This window comes from Lactiplantibacillus modestisalitolerans (assembly GCF_005405425.1).
In the GTDB taxonomy this organism is placed as follows: Bacteria; Bacillota; Bacilli; order Lactobacillales; family Lactobacillaceae; genus Lactiplantibacillus; species Lactiplantibacillus modestisalitolerans.
Genome location: NZ_BJEA01000019.1, coordinates 1 through 18,179 on the forward strand (window position 1 = coordinate 1; position 18,179 = coordinate 18,179).

The following is an 18,179-nucleotide window of genomic DNA, read 5'->3' on the forward strand; positions in this document are numbered from 1 at the left end:
GAAATGTCTAAGCAAGTTGTCGAAGAATACATTAACAATCAACGTACAGAAAAAAGCAACGCTGGCCGTCCCTCTAAGAAGGGCAACTAACGTTACTTTTCGTTTGGCTTCATCTCGGCACTAAAGTACCGAGCTTGCGCCTTGGCTACTGAGATGTGGGAGTTAGGCTCCGTCATAAAATAGTTGCACATTGGAAAACCTTGTGATATAATATTGACTTTTTTGAAAAAAGCTAGTATAGTTACTTTCATGAGGAGGATTCTGAATGCCAATTTCACTAGCTGCAATTAAAGATAAACTCGACTCGCGGATCGGCCAACGAATGAAAGTCGTTGCGCAAGCCGGGCGTAAGAAGACCACTGAACGTCACGGTGTTTTACGGGAAACCTACCGTTCCGTATTCGTTGTAGATTTAGATCAACAAGAAAACGCATTTGAACGGGTCTCCTATAGTTACACCGACGTTTTAACTAAAAACGTTCAAATCGCCTTCGACGACGAAACAACTGAAGCCTAATTCGCGTCACGTGAATTCTCAATATTAAGACCCCCAGCAAGGTCTTTTTATTTTGCCTTGATATTAGTATAATTGTATCAAAGTAACCAACGACCCGGTCACCGCGGTCATGGAAGAGGGTGAGACGCGTGCAACTTGTCGAAAAAGCACCAGCCAAGATTAACTTAGGACTGGATACGTTATTTGAACATCAGAGTGGCGAAAAGGAATGGGACATGGTGATGGCTTCGGTCGACTTAGCCGACTACGTTCAGTTAGAGACGCTCCCAACGAACCGGATTGAGGTCGTAACGGATAGCGGCTTTTTACCGAATGATCGGCGTAACTTGGCGTTTCAAGCGGTCAGCGTTCTCAAGCGGCACTGCCACGTTCACACGGGTGTCCGGATTACGATCAAAAAGGTCATTCCGGTTGCCGCCGGTTTGGGTGGGGGCTCTTCGGATGCGGCCGCCGTGTTACGCGGGCTAAACCGAATGTGGAACCTGGGCCTCGACTTACCGACGTTGGCACAACTCGGGTTAAAAATTGATTCGGACGTTCCGTACTGCGTTTACAGTCAGACGGCGCACGTCACTGGGAAGGGTGAGGTGGTGCGGCCATTGCCAAAATTACCGCCGATGTGGATTGTGGTTGCCAAGCCGAAAATGAGCGTTTCAACGCCGAACATTTTACGGCAAATCGATTACGATCAGTTAACGACGCATCCCGATATTCAGGCGTTACTAGCTGGAATTGAAGCTGGCGATGCCCATCAGATTTTCGCGAATATGGGTAACGTGCTGGAGCCAATTACGGCGAAACGCTATCCAGAAATCATGGCGATTAAGCAGCAATTGCTAACGTTTGGTGCGGACGCTGCTCAGATGAGTGGGACTGGTCCGACCGTCTTCGGCATTTGTCGTAAGCAGTCGCGGGCACAGCGGGTTTATAACTCGCTAAAGGGTTTTTGCCGCGAGGCCTACTTAGTTCGGCCAATTAATTTAATCGAGCACTAAACGGTGAGTCGGCAAGCGTGCGGGCTCATTTTTTGCTTTGTAACGTTCGTTTCACGAGCGTTCGCCGGCTATCTGTGCTTAACTAGAATTAAAGCAAATGGAAACGCAACCAATTAGAAGTGGTTGTTCTTGAAATGGGGTGGGCTAATGAAGTTAACAACGAAATTAGGATTAAAACTTGCGGGCGCTGCGGGAGTTGCGGCTTACGCGGGAGCGCTGGCCGGAGGCGCAATCGCCTACCGGGCGGCGATGCACGTTAATGATGATCAAAAACGCCGTGGTCAGTGGTTGTCACACGCCGAAAATACGGAGATTGAAAATTTTTGGTACGAGAAGCAGCCGAAGGAAAGTTGGTCCGTTCGTTCACACGACGGTTTGAAGCTGGTTGCCACTTACTTACCTAATCCCCAGTCAAAAGGGCGGTTAGTAATTTTGGCCCATGGCCTGGGTCACTCCCGGGAACAAATGATTCCGTATGCGCGGATTTTTATGGGCTTGGGCTACGCCGTTCTGATGCCCGATGCGCGTTCCTTCGGGGATAGTGAGGGCCACACGATTGGTTACGGTTGGCTTGACCGCTTAGATTATCAGCGGTGGGTTACCTTGGCGGTTAACCGGCTCGGGTCGCAAATTGAAATTGTATTAATGGGAATCTCAATGGGGGCTGCAACCGTCATGGCGGCCAGTGGTGAGCCGCTCCCCGCTAACGTTAAGGCCGTTATTGAGGATAGCGGTTATGCGGATCTTTACGATGAAGCGAAGTTTCGGGTTGCGCATAAATTTCACTTACCGGTCTACCCAATCATGCCGATGGCTAACCGGATTGCCCGGATGCGCGCCGGCTACGCGTTCACGGATGGGCAGATGCTTCACCAAGTTGCAGCGAGTGGTTTACCAATTTTAATGATTCACGGTGGACTGGATAAAACCGTTCCGGTTCGAAACGCCCGTCGCTTATACGACTTATTACCGCAACAAAAAGGGCTTTATATTGATCCGCAGGCGGGTCACGTTCAAGCGATTCGGACCCATCCGAGTCGGTATCAGGACGTGGTTGACGAATTTTTGCGTGAAGAAGTTGGTTTGGCTTGAAATTGAATGGGACTGCTTAAATGATAAGATGTAAATTTAATTGGACCTTAAAGCTGTAATCATTTAGTTAATTAGGGTTGCGATTGCCGCCAGCAGCGGGTGTAGCCGGTTGGCTAGTGCGCGTTTCGGCTATTAAGATTCGGCGAGATACAAGAGGTTGTGACTAAGGTCACAGCTTCTTTTTTAATCTGTAATAATAATCAACGATATGGTGGGGGCCGCGCTCGCTTTCTTTTTAGATGGTGAATGTTGAAGTGTGTTTGAGCTTGCGGATTTTCTGCAATATAGCTGAAACGTGCTCCAGACCAACTGACGCCTGCGCCTGCTATGCCACCGACACGACGCACAGCCCACGTCATGCCGATGGCTAGACAGTGCTCGGCGTCAACCCGTTGGTCTTCCACACTCTTGCGAAACGTGTTCGGCCAGGCTGGCATCTGCGCTTGCTACGCTAAGCCGCCATCGCATAACCCGCGCTGCTTCTATGCTTTATAGCTGAAACGTGCTCGGCCCAGCATGGTCCTGCGGTTAGCTACGCCAGCGGCCCCATGCACAACCCCGCGACGGCTCCTCTGCCTTATAGCTGAAACGTGTTCGGCCAGGCTGGCATCTGCGCTTGCTACGCTAAGTCGCCATCGCATAACCCGCGACACCGCCTTAGCTAGGCAATGCTCAATACCAACCCGCCTGGCCTCACACTCTTGACAAATACCGACTTTCAGGTAAACTAAAACAGTAATGATTACTATTTACTTTGAAAGATGGGGGTAACAAGATGACGGAACCCTTAATTGCCGTCCAGCACCTAGCAATTACTTTTCCAAATAACCACGTGTTTAAGGACTTAAATTTTGACATCCCAACCGGTGACTTCCTGACCGTGATTGGGGAAAACGGGGTCGGCAAAACGACCCTGATTCGCGCGCTGCTTGGCTTATTAAAGCCCACCGCGGGCGCAATCAACTATTATCCGAATAAAAAGGCCATCAAAATTGGTTACGTTCCCCAATTTCGGAACTTAGACCAAGAATATCCGCTGACGATCGAAGACTTCGTCGGGCTGAATTTAAAGGGCTGGCGGCCGTGGCTATCAAAGGCGGAACACCGCCAAGTAATGACAGCCTTAGCAGTGACCAACCTGAAAAAAATTCGCCAACGCCCGCTCGGAATGGCGTCGGGGGGCGAAAAGCAGCGGGCCTACCTCGCGCAGGCGATTGTGCAACAACCTCAACTCTTGATTTTGGATGAATCAACCGCGAGCTTAGATAACGAAATGAAGTATGAATTGCTTGATTTGGTTCAAAATTTAAATCAGACGAGCCAAATTACCGTCCTGTTTGTCACCCACGATTTGCCACTAGCTAAGAAGTATGGTAAACACTATTTGGCTTTGCGACCGGGGCAACAAGAATACGGTCGGGTGGCGGACATGTCCGTGGAACAGTTGAAGGAGGCCAGCGATGCTCTCAATGTTTAGTTTAGCCTTTATGCGCAACGCCTACTTTGCTGGGACGTTCATTGCCATTATTTGTGGCACGATTGGGGTGTTTGTCATTGCCCGTAACCTTTCATTTCTGACGCATACCTTATCAGAAATTGGGTTTGCCGGGGCCGCCTTTGGGATTTTTATGGGCTGGACCGCCCTTAGCGGAATGCTGATTTTTACGGTCGTTAGTTCCGTGATTGTGGGCCAAATGAGTGTTAAACAATCTCGGCGCGAGGCTTCGATTTCAGCGATTTCGGCGCTCTTTATCGGGCTGGGAATTTTATTTCTCTCGCTTTCGAAACAAACGTCTAGTTATGCAACCAGCATTTTGTTTGGGAGTGTGATTGGAATCGCGAATACCGACGTATTACGTGTGGCCGTGCTGTCCGCGATTGTGCTAGTCGTGATGCTGGCGCTTTACCGGCCACTTAAGTTTGATTCGTTTGACGCGATTGGCGCGCGGGTCAGCGGCTTGTGGACTACGGCGATTTCGGTGGTTTTCTTAGTGTTAGTTGCGATGAGCGTCAGCGTTGCTGCGCAAATCGTGGGGTCACTGTTAATTTTTATTCTGCTGACCTTACCGGCGGCCGCAGCCCGCTACTTCGTGCACACCGTCAGCAAAATGATTTTCTTAGCGATTGGTTTTGCGCTAATTGGTGTGTGGCTCGGACTGTACCTCAGTTACGTGACTAATTTACCAGTCAGCTTCTTCATTGCCGCGATTGAATGCCTCTTTTATTTCGGCGCGTTAGGTTATCAGCGCCTACACGTCGGTAGTTAGCGGGTTTCGCTGACTTCTACTACCCGTTTCGATTATTACCATTCAGAGACCCAAAAAGACTGTGACTTTCGTCGCGGTCTTTTTTTGGGTTGCGAATCTTAATAGCCGAAACGGGCGCCAAAAGTCAGCTAGCTCCGCTTAACCCCGTAAGTCAAACAAGCCAAGCCCAGGATTATTCGTCTTCCGCCGTTAATGCTCACCAGCTAACCGACGTTTGGCACACTCACTTTTTGGGTCCTTCATAATTTATGCTGTATTTAGTCAATAGTATTTTTATTGTTCTCAATTTAGTTATAATCGATGGTTGATTTTACTAAATTTATCTTAAATCCGGATAGATTCCGACTATTTACGAAAAAGGTGTCAAAAAGTTACCTAATTTCCGAACGTTTGTGTTATGATTTTGACTAGACTTGAAAAATATGAACGGGGTTGAAGAACAACATGAAAGTAAGAAGAAGTGAGCGCTTGATCGATATGACGCGTTACTTACTAGAACGGCCACACACGTTGGTCTCATTAACATTTTTTGCGGAACGATACGAATCAGCTAAATCATCTATTAGTGAAGACTTAACAATTTTGAAGAAGGTTTTCCAAATGCGCGGAACCGGGATTTTAGAAACGATTCCTGGTGCTGCTGGGGGGGCGCGGTTCATTCCCTATATTTTAAAGGAAGAAGCGCAAACCTTTATTGATGAAATGGCGACTAAAGTTGCCGACAAGAGCCGGGTTTTGCCGGGCGGTTACGTGTATTTGTCTGACATCTTAGGTCAGCCCGACATTTTGCGCCAAGTTGGCCGGGTCATTGCGACTCAGTATTTAAACCAACGGATTGATGCCGTGATGACCGTTGCGACTAAGGGGATTCCGATTGCCCAAAGCGTTGCGACCTACCTCGACGTACCGTTTGTAATCGTGCGGAATGATTCTAAGATTACCGAAGGTTCAACGGTTAGCGTGAACTACGTGTCTGGTTCGTCCGAACGAATTAAGAAAATGGAGCTCTCCAAACGCAGTCTTTCAGAGGGTGCAAACGTGCTGATTGTTGACGACTTCATGAAGGGTGGCGGCACGATCAACGGGATGAAGACGTTGATTGAAGAATTCGACGCTAATTTGATTGGGATTACCGTGTTTGCTGAGGCAGCTTTTGCCGGTAACCGGTTAATTGACGACTATACCTCTTTGTTACGAGTAACGAGTGTTAATGATAGTGATAAGGACATTAAAGTCGTTGCTGGGAACTATTTGGAAAAGGTTTTTGGGCTTGAAGCATAAGTGATATGTTACCCAGACCAATTTTTTGGTATGATGGAATTAACTAGAAACTAAGGGGATATTTTTCAATGACAACTAAGAACGCAATCATCATGGCAGCCGGTAAGGGTACCCGGATGAAATCAAAATTAGCAAAAGTTTTGCATCAAGTTTGTGGAAAATCAATGGTAGACCACGTTTTGACCCAGGTTGAAGCGACGCACATGAATAACATTGTCACCATCGTTGGTCACGGTGCGGATGACGTTGAACGGGCGTTGGGTGCGCGCACGAAGTACGCAGCGCAAACGGAACAGTTGGGGACTGGTCACGCCGTATTACAAGCAGAACCACTTTTAAAAGATGCGGACGGTATGACACTGATCGTCAGTGGTGATACCCCGCTTTTTCGGGCGGAAACGTTTGAAGAACTATTTGAATACCACCAAGCTAAGGGTGCGGCCGGTACGATTTTGACTTCCGACGCCCCGGATCCTCAAGGTTATGGCCGGGTTGTTCGTAACCACTTAGGGATTGTTGAAAAAATTGTTGAACAAAAGGATGCTGGTGAAGAGGAACGGAAAATCCACGAAATCAACACCGGGGTTTATTGCTTTGATAACCAGAAGTTGTTTGCGGCCCTCCACCAAGTGACGAACGATAACGCCCAGGGGGAATATTACCTGACTGACGTGATTCAAATCATGAAGGACCAGGGTGACGTGGTTGCGGCTTACCGGATGGCTGATTTTGATGAATCCATGGGTGTCAATACCCGTTCCGCGTTAGCAACGGCGACGAAGGTCATGCAACGGCGGATTAACGAACAGCACATGGAAGACGGCGTTTCAATTATTGACCCCGATGCAACTTACATTGATGCGGGCGTTAAGATTGGTGCCGATACGATTATTGAACCCGGTGTCGTTATTAAGGGAAAGACAACGATTGGTGAAGATTGCTTCATCGGCGCGCACTCTGAAATCCACGATATGGTTATTGAGGATCGCGTTCGGGTAACGGCTTCCTTCCTGGAAGATTCGATTATGCATCAAGATAGTAACATTGGTCCTTATAGTCATTTGCGTCCGCAGGCGGAAATTGGCGAACACGTTCACTTAGGTAACTTTGTGGAAGTGAAGAAGGCTCAAATTGGTGCACGGACGAAGGTTGGTCACTTAACTTATGTGGGTGATGCAACGCTTGGTAAGGATATCAACGTTGGTTGTGGGGTGGTCTTCATCAATTATGATGGGGTTAATAAGCACCATACAAACGTGGGTGATTCGGCCTTTATCGGGAGTAATTCGAACATTATTGCGCCGGTTGAGGTGGCGGACCATTCGTTCATCGCGGCGGGATCGACGATTACGGACGATGTGAACTTCCATGATATGGCGATTGCGCGGGCGCGGCAGACGAATAAGCCAGATTATTGGAAAAAGTTGCCGCATGAGAAGGAAAATATGTAGAGTGTGAGGCCCAGCGGGTTGATCTGAGAATTAGCCTAGCCAGCGGCGCTGTGCGGGTTGTGCATGGTGCCGCTGGCGTAGCTAACCGCAGGACCAAGCTGGGCCGAACACGTTTCGGCTATAAGGCCGAGAAACGTTGCGGAGCTAGCCAGCTGGGGTAACACGCCAGCGGACTAGCAACGCCTATAAGATCATAAAGAACCGTTCAACCACGAATTAGGGTGCGTTTGAACGGTTTTTTGCTAAAAAAAACGACGGCCTGCTAAAAAATGCCCTTGATAGTCGAAACTAAATTAGGGATGAAGGATAGCGTTACCATTGGTGATAACGTTCGGATTCGGGCCTGGGCAACCGGTTAACCCGTGAAAGCTCACGAAACTTTAATCTTTTATACGGTTAGTTGGGCTGGAATGCGCCCAGTCGCGCATCTAGCCCAGTCTCACGCAATTTATAACTCATGCAAGGGCTTGATTTTCAACGCTAAAATGCCTATTATTTAGTAAGTAATAAGTTTTCGAATGGAGGAAATTATGTCAGAACAGTATTTTGATCCAAAGTTAAAGATTTTTGCTTTGAATTCAAATAAACCATTGGCAGAAAAAATTGCGGAGGCCGTGGGCGTTAAATTAGGTAAAACCTCGGTTGATCGCTTTAGTGATGGCGAAATTCGCATTAACATTGAGGAAAGTATTCGTGGTGACCAAGTGTACATCATTCAATCAACTTCCGCACCGGTTAATGACAATTTAATGGAATTGTTGATTATGATTGACGCGTTGCGGCGTGCCAGTGCTAAGACGATTAACGTGGTTATTCCTTATTACGGGTATGCGCGTCAAGATCGTAAGGCCCGCTCTCGCGAACCAATCACTGCTAAGCTAGTTGCGAACATGCTGGAAACGGCGGGCGCAACTCGGATTTTGGCGCTGGACTTGCATGCTGCTCAAATCCAAGGCTTCTTCGATATCCCATTGGATCATTTAATGGGTGCGCCACTGTTGGCTGACTACTTCCTGAACCATCACTTGGATGAAGACGCCGTTGTTGTTTCGCCGGATCATGGTGGGGTGACCCGGGCACGGAAACTCGCTGAATTCTTGAAGGCGCCAATTGCCATTATTGATAAGCGGCGGCCACGGGCAAACGTTGCCGAAGTCATGAACATCATTGGTGATGTTAAGGGCAAACGGGCCATCATGATTGATGATATGATTGATACGGCCGGGACAATTACCCTTGGGGCGCAAGCCTTAATGGATGCTGGGGCAACTGAAGTTTATGCAAGCTGTACTCATCCCGTCCTTTCGGGTCCCGCAATCGAACGCATTGAAAAGTCGCCAATTAAAAAGTTAATTGTGACGGACTCAATTGCGTTACCTGCTGAAAAGCAAATTGACAAAATCGTGCAAGTTTCCGTTGGTCAGTTAATGGGTCAAGCCATTAAATTTATCCACGAAAACAAGCCGGTTAGTCCGTTATTTAAGAACCGGTTCCATAACGAGGAACAACACTAAGTCGTTAATGAGAGCGTCAAGTTGGGGTGACCAGCTTGGCGCTTTTTTGACGCGGGTTTAAAAATTAAAGGGGGTTGCAATGGACTGGATATTTTATTGGGGAAGCGTCGCGTTAGCGGCTGCGGTGACGCTTCAGTTAACTGACCGGCGGCACTGGCTGACCGGACACTTGTTTTTATTTGCGGGATTAAGTTTTATTTGGGTGGCTTACCGCCACTTGAACGAGCAGCCCAGCCCGCTTTGGCAATTTTTCTTGGTGGGGGTCAAGGTTGCTGCGTACGGCTTATTCCCACTAGTGGTCCTAATTGTTGGGATTAGCTTTATTCGTTACAGTTACCGGCTCATTCGTAAAGAAGGGTGGCTCTTTCACTACAGTTTGCTGGCCCTCGTGGGTGCGGTAATGGTCGGAATGCTGGCTTTATCCGCACTTAATTTGAGCCGGTGGCATTCAACTAAGTTATGGCAAGTCTTGGGGTTAGCGGTTGTGTTGACCGTTTATTTCACCTTTAGTTTCTTTGCGTACTTGGTGGCCTGCCTAACGACGCGGCTGGGCCGCCGGCACCAAATTGACGAGATCATCGTGTTGGGAGCCGGTTTGATGCCGGATGGCCAACCAACGCCAACGCTGCGTTACCGGTTGAATACGGCGGCGAAGTACTACCGTAAGCAGCGGGCCAAGTACCACCACCCGATGACCATCGTTGTTTCGGGTGGTCAGGGCAGTGATGAGGTGATGGCGGAAAGTACAGCGATGCGCCAATACTTGGTCAGTCAAGGGATTCCGCGGGATGCGATTCAGGAAGAGGATCAGTCGACCACGACGTTTGAGAACTTACGCTTTTCGCACCAGTTGATTGTGCGGCGGCACCCGTTTTACCGGGCGGTTTTTGTAACGAGTAATTACCACGTGTTACGGGCGAATATCTTTGCGCGGCAACTACACCTCAATTTAAGGGGAATTGGGGCGCCAACGCCGTGGTATTACCTGCCATTTGCAATGTTTCGAGAATACTTAGCGCTGATTTTACTGTACCGCTGGCCTAATCTGGGTATCGTCGTTGCGTTGAGTAGCTGGTACGTTTTATTGTTTTTAAAGATAGTTTAAAATCATGGGGGCTGCGGGAAATAAAAATCGTTTGAACGCAGATAATGGTATAATAGACGGGATAAAAGGAGGGGTTTGCCGTGGAACGAGCCTATCGATCACCTTGGTACTTAGTACTCATCGCCCTGATTGGGGTGGTGATGCTTTCAGGTTGTACCAAAACTACCGGTGGTGCAACCACAACTTCGGCAACGCCGATCGGACGTTCAAGCGCGGTCCTGACGAAGGCGGATCAGCAGATTGAACGTGGAAAGGTCGCCGCTGCGCGAAAAACGTTGGCGCAAGCTTCAAACCCAAGTACGGCGGTTACGAACTTAGCAACCGGGTTGCGTTATTATCAACAAGCGGCCGATGCACTTGATCAAAACCAGCTCAGTACCGCCAAGGGTTATTTTGCAACCTTAAGTAGTTATCAAGAAACGGATGATGCGGCCTTTATCAATGCCCGTCAGAAGTTAGAACGTCAATATCAAGCGGTTAAAGCGGCTAACGGTTATTACAACGCGGCCCGCGATGAGTTAAGTATGCACAATTTAACGACTGCTAAGAACAATATCGATAAATTAGACCGGTTAGCCAGTGTGCATCCGGTAATTAAACAGCTACAAAAACAAGCGTTGGCCATGAAACAAGCAATTATGAACTACGAGGCGTCGCAATCAACGAGTTCAACGGAACCAAGTTCGACGGTGTCCGCCTCATCGAGTACCAGTTCAGCGGTGGCGGATTCGACGTCATCGAGCGTGACTAGTTCAACGGCCAGCGAAACGCAATCGTCGAAAACCAGTAGTACGGCGACGAGCTCTGCGGATGCAACGAGTTCAAGTTCGACAACTAGTGGTGACCAAACGTTGACAACGGCGGACATTGTGAAGCAGTTTCAGGACGCGGCCGGAGGCAACTTTGCCAACGATACCGAGTTCGAGCTGACTAAGCAAACGCCGGAATATTATCAAATCGTCGTGATTCCCGCGGATCAAACGGGTCAATCGGCGTCGCAGACGACCGACACTTACCGTTACTACCCAGATAGCGGGCGGGTAACGAAGCAAAACGAAGCTGGCGATTTTGAAGCTTATTGAAAAAAGACGCGGAACCGCCCCCGGTCAGGGGCGCGGGATTTCCAAAAAAACGCTCAGTTAACGGCAATTAGCCGCGAACTGAGCGTTTTTGTTTGGCTTTATGATAGGGGCTGCTGATTTGCAAAAAAGTCATCAGTTGAATTTGCCAATAAAATTGCTGCGATGATCAAAATCAGCGAGTAAGTCTGCGCCTAATTTAGTCTATTAAGCATCATCTGCATTAATTGAGGTTTGCTAAAGTAACCCATGGAACTCAGTAATAAGGGCCAGTCCAGCCAGTAGTGGGTGTCACCATGGCTAAACTGCGAAATTATTCTTAGTCGGAAGTGCCGTTCTTCCGGCTTAGAATAAGGCTCGAATTTGAGATTGCTCCGTGTTTTTCTGAGTGAGCTCAAATCGATGCCCGCAGTGTTCCAGCCAACCGGTGACACCCGCTGCTGGCGGCATATTAACACTAATTGGCATAGCACCTTAGTTCAACGCCCAAGTCCGGATGGCGTGGGCGACGCCGTCTTCAACGTTGGTTTTGGTTTCGTATTTAGCGGCCTGCTTAACTGCTGGGATGGCATTGCCCATGGCCACGCCGTGGGTGGCATATTCAATCATCGAGAGGTCGTTTCCCTGGTCACCAATCGCCATGACTTCGTCCACGTTTACGTGAAGGTAATCGGCGAGGGCGCTTAGAGTTTGACCCTTACTTGCGTTAGCGTTCATGAACTCCAAGAAGTATGGTTCGGATTGGACGATGTAGAAGCGGTCGTAGAAGCTTTGAGGGATCTGCTTGATTGCCGCGCTGAGTAGTTCAGGTTTGTCAATGTACATACATTTAACGATTGGCAAGTCTGGTCGCATTTCTTCACTGGTTCGGTAGCGAATTTGCATATTAACTAGTGAGCTTTCACCAACCGTGTAGGGGCTGATATCGCGGTTGGCCGTGTAAATGTGATCTTCACTCTCCACGTGACAGTGAATGTTTAACTTACGGCTCAGCGCTTCGATGTCGATGTAATCTTCGTGGGTAACCGTATGGCTCGTGATGATTTTACCAGTGACGGTTTGCGCCATGGAGCCGTTAAACGTAATCACGTAGTTGTCATCGCCTTGTAAGTCCAGTTGCTCAAGGAACGGGGTCACCCCACTTAGGGGCCGGCCGGTACAAATGACCACTTTGATGCCTTGGGCGCTTGCGTCTTTAACCGCTTTAATCGTGGCGGGGTTCAGGGCGCTGTGTTCGTTTAATAGGGTGCCGTCCATATCGATGGCAATAATTTTGATTGACATGTAGGTTCCTCCAAATTTTAGTTAGCGTGGTAAAACGAGGCGGTCGTTTAAAATATACTGCTGGAACTCTTGGTAAACGGGCTTAAAAAGGTCGCTATCGGCGTTTTGGCCGAGCATTTCCTTCGGGAAGAAGAAGCGCTGATCGCCGGAGACCTTCCCGGTGATGGCCCGAACGAGGTCGCTGACGGTCGATAGTTCGAGTAGCGAGCCGTCCTTTTGCATTAATTCGATCTGTGTGCGGGGCTTCTTCATTTTGGGATCGTAGGCGTCGTACGGTAAGTCGTAGCTATCGTTGACGTCGGTGTAATAGTGACTATCAAAACCGGCCTGTTCGATTAACTGCTGAAGTTCGGGAATGACTGGCTGCGTGAGCGCGGTCACCCGGGCAGATTTCAATGGGCGGCGGTCTAGGAAGCGGGTTGCTAGGTCGGCTAAAATACTGTCACGACTGTCACGCCAATGGTTAAAATACGTGTTTAAAACGCCGTCATCTAACCGGAGGTAATCTTCAAGCGTGAAGTGGTGATTGAAAAATGGGAGTAGCATGTGCGGCGTCGCTTCGGCATCGACCGATTTATTTTGATAGAGTTCGTTAGCGCGTTCCAAGAGGTGGTTTAAAATCACTTCCATTGAGCGTGAAACCGGGTGGAAGTAGACTTGCATGTACATCTGAAAACGGCTGACGATGTAATCTTCGACCGCGTGCATCCCTTCCATGGCGAAGGTGATGCCACCGCGGTAGGGGCGCATCACCCGCAAGATGCGGGTCAAATCGAAGTTACCGTAGTTGGTTCCCGTAAAGTAGGAGTCGCGTAACAGGTAGTCCATCCGGTCCGCGTCGATTTGACTTGAAATCATTTGGACAACTTGCGGATTGGGGTACGTTTTTTGAATGACGGCGGCTACCTGTTCGGGAAAATCGGGTGCTACCTGCCGTAAAACGTGATTGACCTCGGTAGCTGGCGAAGTAATAATTTGAGCCGTTAGCGCTTCGTGGTCGGTGTGGAAAATGTGCTCAAACGTATGGGAGTACGGACCGTGGCCGATGTCATGCAGAAGCGCAGCGCACAGTGCGACTAAGCGTTCGTGATCGTCCCACCCGCCGTCACCCGGGTGCTGACTCGGGTAGTTGCGTTCGAAGTTGTCACAAATCCGGCGGGTGATTTCGTAGACGCCTAAACAGTGACCGAAGCGGGAATGCTCCGCACCGTGGAAGGTTAGCGAGGTGGTTCCGAGTTGCTTGATGCGCCGTAAACGTTGGAACTCCGACGTGTTAATTAAATCTAAAATAACTTGGTGCTGGACGTACACGTAGTCGTGAACGGGGTCGCGAAAGACCTTTTCCATTGGTAGTAATTGTTGACGATAAGTCACGTTAATTCCTCCGTTCGTCAGGATTAATGCAAGCGCTGCTGGCGCCGTTGCATGTCTTGGTAAGCCCGGCTGAGGTGTGCCTGAAATTCGGGTTCCTCAGTTAAACGCGGTAGGCTGGTTGAATCGACCTGTCCGTGCGTTGCGAGGACGGCGCGGAAGCGTTGTTCAGCCGTTGCGACCGTGAGGGGTTGCCCAAGCTGGTCGGTAACGGTCGTCATGACCGCGGGATCAACGGTTGGAAAACGTGGATCGCTAGCGCCAGCTAAGCTGGCCTGATAGAAGTCGTGGACGTGGTTGCTCCGCTGATCCTGATTGCCGTTAATGCTAACGTACAGCATAATGACCAGTGCGTCGGCGGTCCGCCGTTGCGACATACCCGCAATCTTTTTCCCCCGAATGCTGAGGTCGTAGTCGCCTGGGCAGTAGGACTGGGTAATTTCCCCGGTTTCAATCGGTAAAGTTGGCCAAACCGCCCGCACGTAATCGACCATTAACTGGTAGGCCGCGTCAATTGAGTAGCGGTCGCGGGGCGCCGGAATAAACAACGAAACGTTTAAAACGCCGGCGTCGGCGACCACTGCTAAGCCGCCGGAATTACGTAGTAAGGTCTGGTAGCCGGCCTGATGAAGCGTGGTGAGCCCGGCTTGTAGGTGTGGGAGCTGTTGGTCAAGTAACCCTAAAATTACGGTATGGGATAATTGCCAAAAGTGCACGATTGGTTGGGCGCGGTTGGCAGTGAGCCAAAGGAGCGCGTTAGTGTAAGCAAAGCTATCTAACATTGCCGCCGGCTCGTATTGTTGGCTGAGCGTTGCAATGGTTGGTTGCGTCAAAATAAATCACCCCGGACAAAATAATCGGTTCATACCATTATTATACTCGTTATCGGGGCGCCTCGCAGTTCTGACGGTAGTTTAGGTGGATTTTTGGGCATTTTAATTGGAATGGCTTATAATTAGGGGGAAGTTGACCAGTGACCGTGACGGGTCCTGTTGATAAAAAAACTTGTGGCAACCAGTCGGTAACCACCTGGCCGACTGGTCGATATAGGAGGAACCAAGCATGGATGATTTAACAACCGGCGTGCCCGTGGCAATTCACTTAGAAACGCGGGCCGTACAAGACGGTGAAGCGGCTGATTATGCGCTCGATGTTGACGGTCAGCTCGTACAAATGGGGAGCGCTTTTTATTTACGGTATAAAGAAGTTAGTGATGACCAGCCCGACCCGATTCCAGTAACGATTAAGTTAGCGGCGAACGGCGACGTTGTGCTGACTCGGAGCGCCGAAAACCGGCTTCGATTACATTTCTCAAACGGTAAGCGGGTGCGGGCGCACTACCAAACTCCAATGGGCATCTTACCGGTGGAGACCGTTACGCCAATGTTACAAGTCCGTTTACGTGAACGGCCGTTCTCCGGTGCGGTGAACGTGGACTACGATTTATACGCGGGTGAGCAGCTGTTAGGGAACTATAAGTTGCGATTGCAATTCACTGCTTAATTTGGTATGATGAACTGTAAACTGCGGAAAGGACGTGCACCAGTTTGGAACTAAAACAATTTGATGGACAAAAGAAGTCCGAATTATCTTTAATTGAGGTTGCCCATGCAATTTTGTCACAACATGGCGATGTAATGGCGTTTGCCGATCTAACCAACGCCGTGCAATCTTATTTGGGTAAAAGCGACGAAGAAATTCGGGAGCGTTTATCACAATTTTATACCGATCTGAACATCGACGGTAGTTTCATCTCACTCGGTGACAATATGTGGGGCCTGCGTGCATGGTACCCATTCGAATCGATCGATGAGGCCGTTATTCATACTGATGATGATGAAGACGATGATCGGCCAAAACGTAAAAAGCGTAAAAAGGTCAACGCCTTCTTGGCTGACGCCGGCGACGATGACGATGTCATTGATTACGACGACGATGATCCGGAAGACGACGATAATTATGAGGACGATGACGAACAGTCAAGTGACGCGGACGATTCTGAAGGCAATGGTAAGTATGATGAACTTGCTGGGGTCGACGATGACGATGACAACGCGGCCGACGAAGCGTTACCGGACGGTATCGAAGGTCAATTATCAGAATTAAATGACGATGATGATGACGACTACGATGACGATGATGACGAAGAGAACAAATAGATTCTTTAAGTTTTTGCCTTGACGAATAGGCAATCTCCTTGTATTATCTTATTTGGGCTCTCTGGTCTGATGGTCAGAGACAAACGAACGAAATTAGCTCCCTATTCTGGATGGAATAGGGAGTTTTCTTTATTTTATCCACACCCCACGAAATAAATCTTTAAGGAGTTATCACATGACCAAATATATTTTTGTAACTGGTGGCGTTGTTTCGTCAATTGGTAAAGGGATCGTTGCGGCCTCGTTAGGGCGGTTATTAAAAAACCGGGGCTTAAAGGTCACCATTCAAAAGTTTGATCCGTACATTAACGTTGATCCTGGTACGATGAGTCCTTATCAACACGGGGAAGTCTTCGTAACCGATGATGGGACCGAAACGGACTTGGACTTAGGGCATTACGAACGGTTCATTGACATTAATTTGAACAAGTATTCCAACGTTACGACCGGTAAGATTTATTCAGAAGTTCTACAAAAGGAACGGCGGGGAGATTACCTCGGTGCGACGGTGCAAGTTATTCCACACATCACGAACGCCATTAAGGAAAAGGTTTTACGGGCCGGGACCACAACCGATGCTGACATCGTCATCACGGAAATTGGTGGGACGGTTGGGGATATTGAATCCTTGCCATTTATCGAAGCCCTTCGTCAAATGAAGAGTGACCTCGGTTCAGACAACGTCTTCTATATCCACACGACTTTAATTCCGTACTTGCGGGCGGCTGGCGAAATGAAGACCAAGCCAACGCAACATTCCGTTAAGGAATTGCGGAGTTATGGGATTCAGCCGAATATGTTAGTCGTTCGGACGGAACAATCAATTACGCAGGAAATGCGGAATAAGATTGCGTTATTCTGTGACGTGGAACCAGAAGCGGTTATTGAATCCTTAGACGTTAAGACAATTTACTCGATTCCATTGAACGTGCAGAAGCAAAACATGGACCAAATTGTCTTAGACCACTTTGGTATTGACGCACCGAAGGCGGATATGAGCGAATGGGTTGACTTGGAACATCACGTTCAACACCTTTCACGTAAAATTAAAATCGCTTTGGTTGGGAAGTACGTTGCGTTACAAGACGCCTACATTTCAGTTACTGAAGCCTTGAAACATGCCGGTTATACGGATGATGCCGAAATTGATTTACAAAAGATTTCAGCTGAAGACGTGACGCCGGATAACGTTCAGGACTTGCTTGGTGACGCCGACGGGATTTTAGTTCCGGGTGGCTTCGGCGACCGGGGGATTGAAGGTAAGATTACCGCGATTCGCTACGCCCGTGAAAACGACGTGCCGTTCTTAGGAATTTGCTTAGGGATGCAAATGGCAAGCGTTGAATTTGCGCGGAACGTCTTAGGATTGAAGGATGCGAACTCCGCTGAAATCGATCCCGATACGCCGGATAACATCATTGACTTGATGGCTGACCAAGAAGACGTTGAAAACATGGGCGGGACCCAACGCTTAGGGGCTTACCCTTGCAAGTTGAAGCCCGGTTCTGTGGCGGCAGCTGCCTACAACAACGAAGAAGTTGTTATGGAACGGCACCGTCACCGGTACGAATTCAATAACAAGTACCGGGAAGCCTTTGCAGCTAAGGGCATGGTCTTTTCTGGAACGTCACCGGACAACCGCTTAGTTGAAGTGATTGAATTGCCGAAGAAGCGCTTCTTCGTGGCTTCTCAGTACCACCCAGAATTCTTATCCCGGCCAAACCGCCCAGAAGGGTTATTCAAGGCCTTTATTGACGCGGCGAACGAAACCGGTCAAGTTAAGTAGAACTTGAATTGCAACTAAAACCCATTGTGAAATAGGGATTCCAGTCGAAGTTAAATAGGTAGTAAGTTAACTAAAGTGTTCAAGCCTCGGAGCTTGAACACTTTTTTAGTCACGACCATACTAAGAACAATTAACCACCCAATGAAAGCGATTAATATTGTTAAGTTGATAATTTTGTGACGCAAAAAGATTACAGTTTCCTGATATTGGTTGTTTTTTTGCATGACATTCTTTATTATGGTTAATGATTGTATGATACAGTGTGACACTTATTTAGC

General features: G+C 48.6%; 16 protein-coding genes and 1 pseudogene. 14 read left to right on the forward strand and 3 right to left on the reverse strand.

Annotation, left to right across the window (positions count from 1 at the left end; genetic code table 11):
- The 11 genes and pseudogenes from FFM79_RS12860 to FFM79_RS10820 form a co-directional block, all read left to right on the forward strand.
- Positions 1–90 (forward strand): annotated as a pseudogene (locus tag FFM79_RS12860) (IS200/IS605 family transposase); the annotation flags it as partial.
- 175 nt (positions 91–265) lie between these two features.
- Positions 266–517 (forward strand): Veg family protein, encoded by a 252-nt coding sequence (locus FFM79_RS10775; protein WP_137643486.1) that lies wholly within the window; start codon positions 266–268, stop codon positions 515–517.
- Between the two features lie 128 nt (positions 518–645).
- Entirely contained in the window at positions 646–1,512 is an 867-nt protein-coding gene (gene ispE / locus FFM79_RS10780; RefSeq protein ID WP_137643487.1) for a 4-(cytidine 5'-diphospho)-2-C-methyl-D-erythritol kinase, read from the forward strand.
- Between the two features lie 147 nt (positions 1,513–1,659).
- Positions 1,660–2,604 (forward strand): alpha/beta hydrolase, encoded by a 945-nt coding sequence (locus FFM79_RS10785; RefSeq protein WP_137643488.1) that lies wholly within the window; start codon positions 1,660–1,662, stop codon positions 2,602–2,604.
- A gap of 775 nt (positions 2,605–3,379) precedes the next feature.
- Entirely contained in the window at positions 3,380–4,081 is a 702-nt protein-coding gene (locus FFM79_RS10790; protein WP_137643489.1) for a metal ABC transporter ATP-binding protein, read from the forward strand.
- Positions 4,074–4,871: a metal ABC transporter permease gene (locus FFM79_RS10795; protein WP_170177449.1), complete on the forward strand. Its 798-nt coding sequence runs from the start codon at positions 4,074–4,076 to the stop codon at positions 4,869–4,871. Before FFM79_RS10790 ends, FFM79_RS10795 begins: the two co-directional genes overlap by 8 nt.
- 444 nt (positions 4,872–5,315) lie before the next feature.
- The gene (gene purR / locus FFM79_RS10800) at positions 5,316–6,152 is read left to right on the forward strand and encodes a pur operon repressor (protein WP_137643491.1); all 837 of its coding nucleotides are present in this window, start codon (positions 5,316–5,318) and stop codon (positions 6,150–6,152) included.
- A 68-nt stretch (positions 6,153–6,220) separates the two neighbouring features.
- A complete protein-coding gene (gene glmU / locus FFM79_RS10805; RefSeq protein ID WP_137643492.1) occupies positions 6,221–7,603 on the forward strand; it encodes a bifunctional UDP-N-acetylglucosamine diphosphorylase/glucosamine-1-phosphate N-acetyltransferase GlmU in 1,383 nt (460 codons plus the stop codon).
- A 530-nt stretch (positions 7,604–8,133) separates the two neighbouring features.
- A complete protein-coding gene (locus tag FFM79_RS10810) occupies positions 8,134–9,117 on the forward strand; it encodes a ribose-phosphate diphosphokinase (RefSeq protein ID WP_137643493.1) in 984 nt (327 codons plus the stop codon).
- 79 nt (positions 9,118–9,196) lie between these two features.
- Complete coding sequence (locus FFM79_RS10815; RefSeq protein WP_137643494.1) at positions 9,197–10,222, forward strand: YdcF family protein; 1,026 nt, start codon at positions 9,197–9,199, stop codon at positions 10,220–10,222.
- 80 nt (positions 10,223–10,302) lie between these two features.
- Positions 10,303–11,304 (forward strand): hypothetical protein, encoded by a 1,002-nt coding sequence (locus FFM79_RS10820; protein WP_137643495.1) that lies wholly within the window; start codon positions 10,303–10,305, stop codon positions 11,302–11,304.
- Between the two features lie 471 nt (positions 11,305–11,775).
- Here FFM79_RS10820 and yidA read toward each other — a convergent pair whose 3' ends face one another.
- From yidA to FFM79_RS10835, 3 genes are read right to left on the reverse strand one after another with little or no spacing between them, the layout of a single operon-like run.
- Positions 11,776–12,585 carry a sugar-phosphatase gene (yidA, locus tag FFM79_RS10825; RefSeq protein WP_137643496.1) on the reverse strand — a complete coding sequence of 270 codons (810 nt, stop codon included), beginning with the start codon at positions 12,583–12,585 and terminating at the stop codon, positions 11,776–11,778.
- Positions 12,586–12,606: 21 nt separating this feature from the next.
- Positions 12,607–13,959, reverse strand: a complete 1,353-nt coding sequence (locus FFM79_RS10830) for an HD domain-containing protein (protein WP_137643497.1) — start codon at positions 13,957–13,959, stop codon at positions 12,607–12,609.
- Between the two features lie 23 nt (positions 13,960–13,982).
- Positions 13,983–14,789 carry a lipoate--protein ligase family protein gene (locus tag FFM79_RS10835; RefSeq protein WP_225424442.1) on the reverse strand — a complete coding sequence of 269 codons (807 nt, stop codon included), beginning with the start codon at positions 14,787–14,789 and terminating at the stop codon, positions 13,983–13,985.
- Between the two features lie 229 nt (positions 14,790–15,018).
- Here FFM79_RS10835 and FFM79_RS10840 point away from each other — a divergent pair, with 229 nt between their 5' ends.
- The 3 genes from FFM79_RS10840 to pyrG all read left to right on the forward strand — a co-directional run bounded on the left by FFM79_RS10840 (position 15,019) and on the right by pyrG (position 17,901).
- Positions 15,019–15,459: a YwiB family protein gene (locus tag FFM79_RS10840; RefSeq protein WP_137643498.1), complete on the forward strand. Its 441-nt coding sequence runs from the start codon at positions 15,019–15,021 to the stop codon at positions 15,457–15,459.
- Between the two features lie 44 nt (positions 15,460–15,503).
- The gene (rpoE, locus tag FFM79_RS10845) at positions 15,504–16,115 is read left to right on the forward strand and encodes a DNA-directed RNA polymerase subunit delta (RefSeq protein WP_137643499.1); all 612 of its coding nucleotides are present in this window, start codon (positions 15,504–15,506) and stop codon (positions 16,113–16,115) included.
- A 175-nt stretch (positions 16,116–16,290) separates the two neighbouring features.
- Positions 16,291–17,901, forward strand: a complete 1,611-nt coding sequence (gene pyrG / locus FFM79_RS10850) for a CTP synthase (protein ID WP_137643500.1) — start codon at positions 16,291–16,293, stop codon at positions 17,899–17,901.
- Positions 17,902–18,179 lie beyond the last annotated feature (278 nt).

Coding starts and splice junctions, on each gene's coding strand:
- FFM79_RS10785 (WP_137643488.1), top strand. CDS start 1,660: ATGAAGTTAACAACGAAATTAGGATTAAAACTTGCGGGCGCTGCGGGA.
- glmU (WP_137643492.1), top strand. CDS start 6,221: ATGACAACTAAGAACGCAATCATCATGGCAGCCGGTAAGGGTACCCGG.
- FFM79_RS10810 (WP_137643493.1), top strand. CDS start 8,134: ATGTCAGAACAGTATTTTGATCCAAAGTTAAAGATTTTTGCTTTGAAT.
- FFM79_RS10795 (WP_170177449.1), top strand. CDS start 4,074: ATGTTTAGTTTAGCCTTTATGCGCAACGCCTACTTTGCTGGGACGTTC.
- FFM79_RS10840 (WP_137643498.1), top strand. CDS start 15,019: ATGGATGATTTAACAACCGGCGTGCCCGTGGCAATTCACTTAGAAACG.
- purR (WP_137643491.1), top strand. CDS start 5,316: ATGAAAGTAAGAAGAAGTGAGCGCTTGATCGATATGACGCGTTACTTA.
- FFM79_RS10790 (WP_137643489.1), top strand. CDS start 3,380: ATGACGGAACCCTTAATTGCCGTCCAGCACCTAGCAATTACTTTTCCA.
- FFM79_RS10815 (WP_137643494.1), top strand. CDS start 9,197: ATGGACTGGATATTTTATTGGGGAAGCGTCGCGTTAGCGGCTGCGGTG.
- yidA (WP_137643496.1), bottom strand. CDS start 12,585: ATGTCAATCAAAATTATTGCCATCGATATGGACGGCACCCTATTAAAC.
- pyrG (WP_137643500.1), top strand. CDS start 16,291: ATGACCAAATATATTTTTGTAACTGGTGGCGTTGTTTCGTCAATTGGT.
- FFM79_RS10775 (WP_137643486.1), top strand. CDS start 266: ATGCCAATTTCACTAGCTGCAATTAAAGATAAACTCGACTCGCGGATC.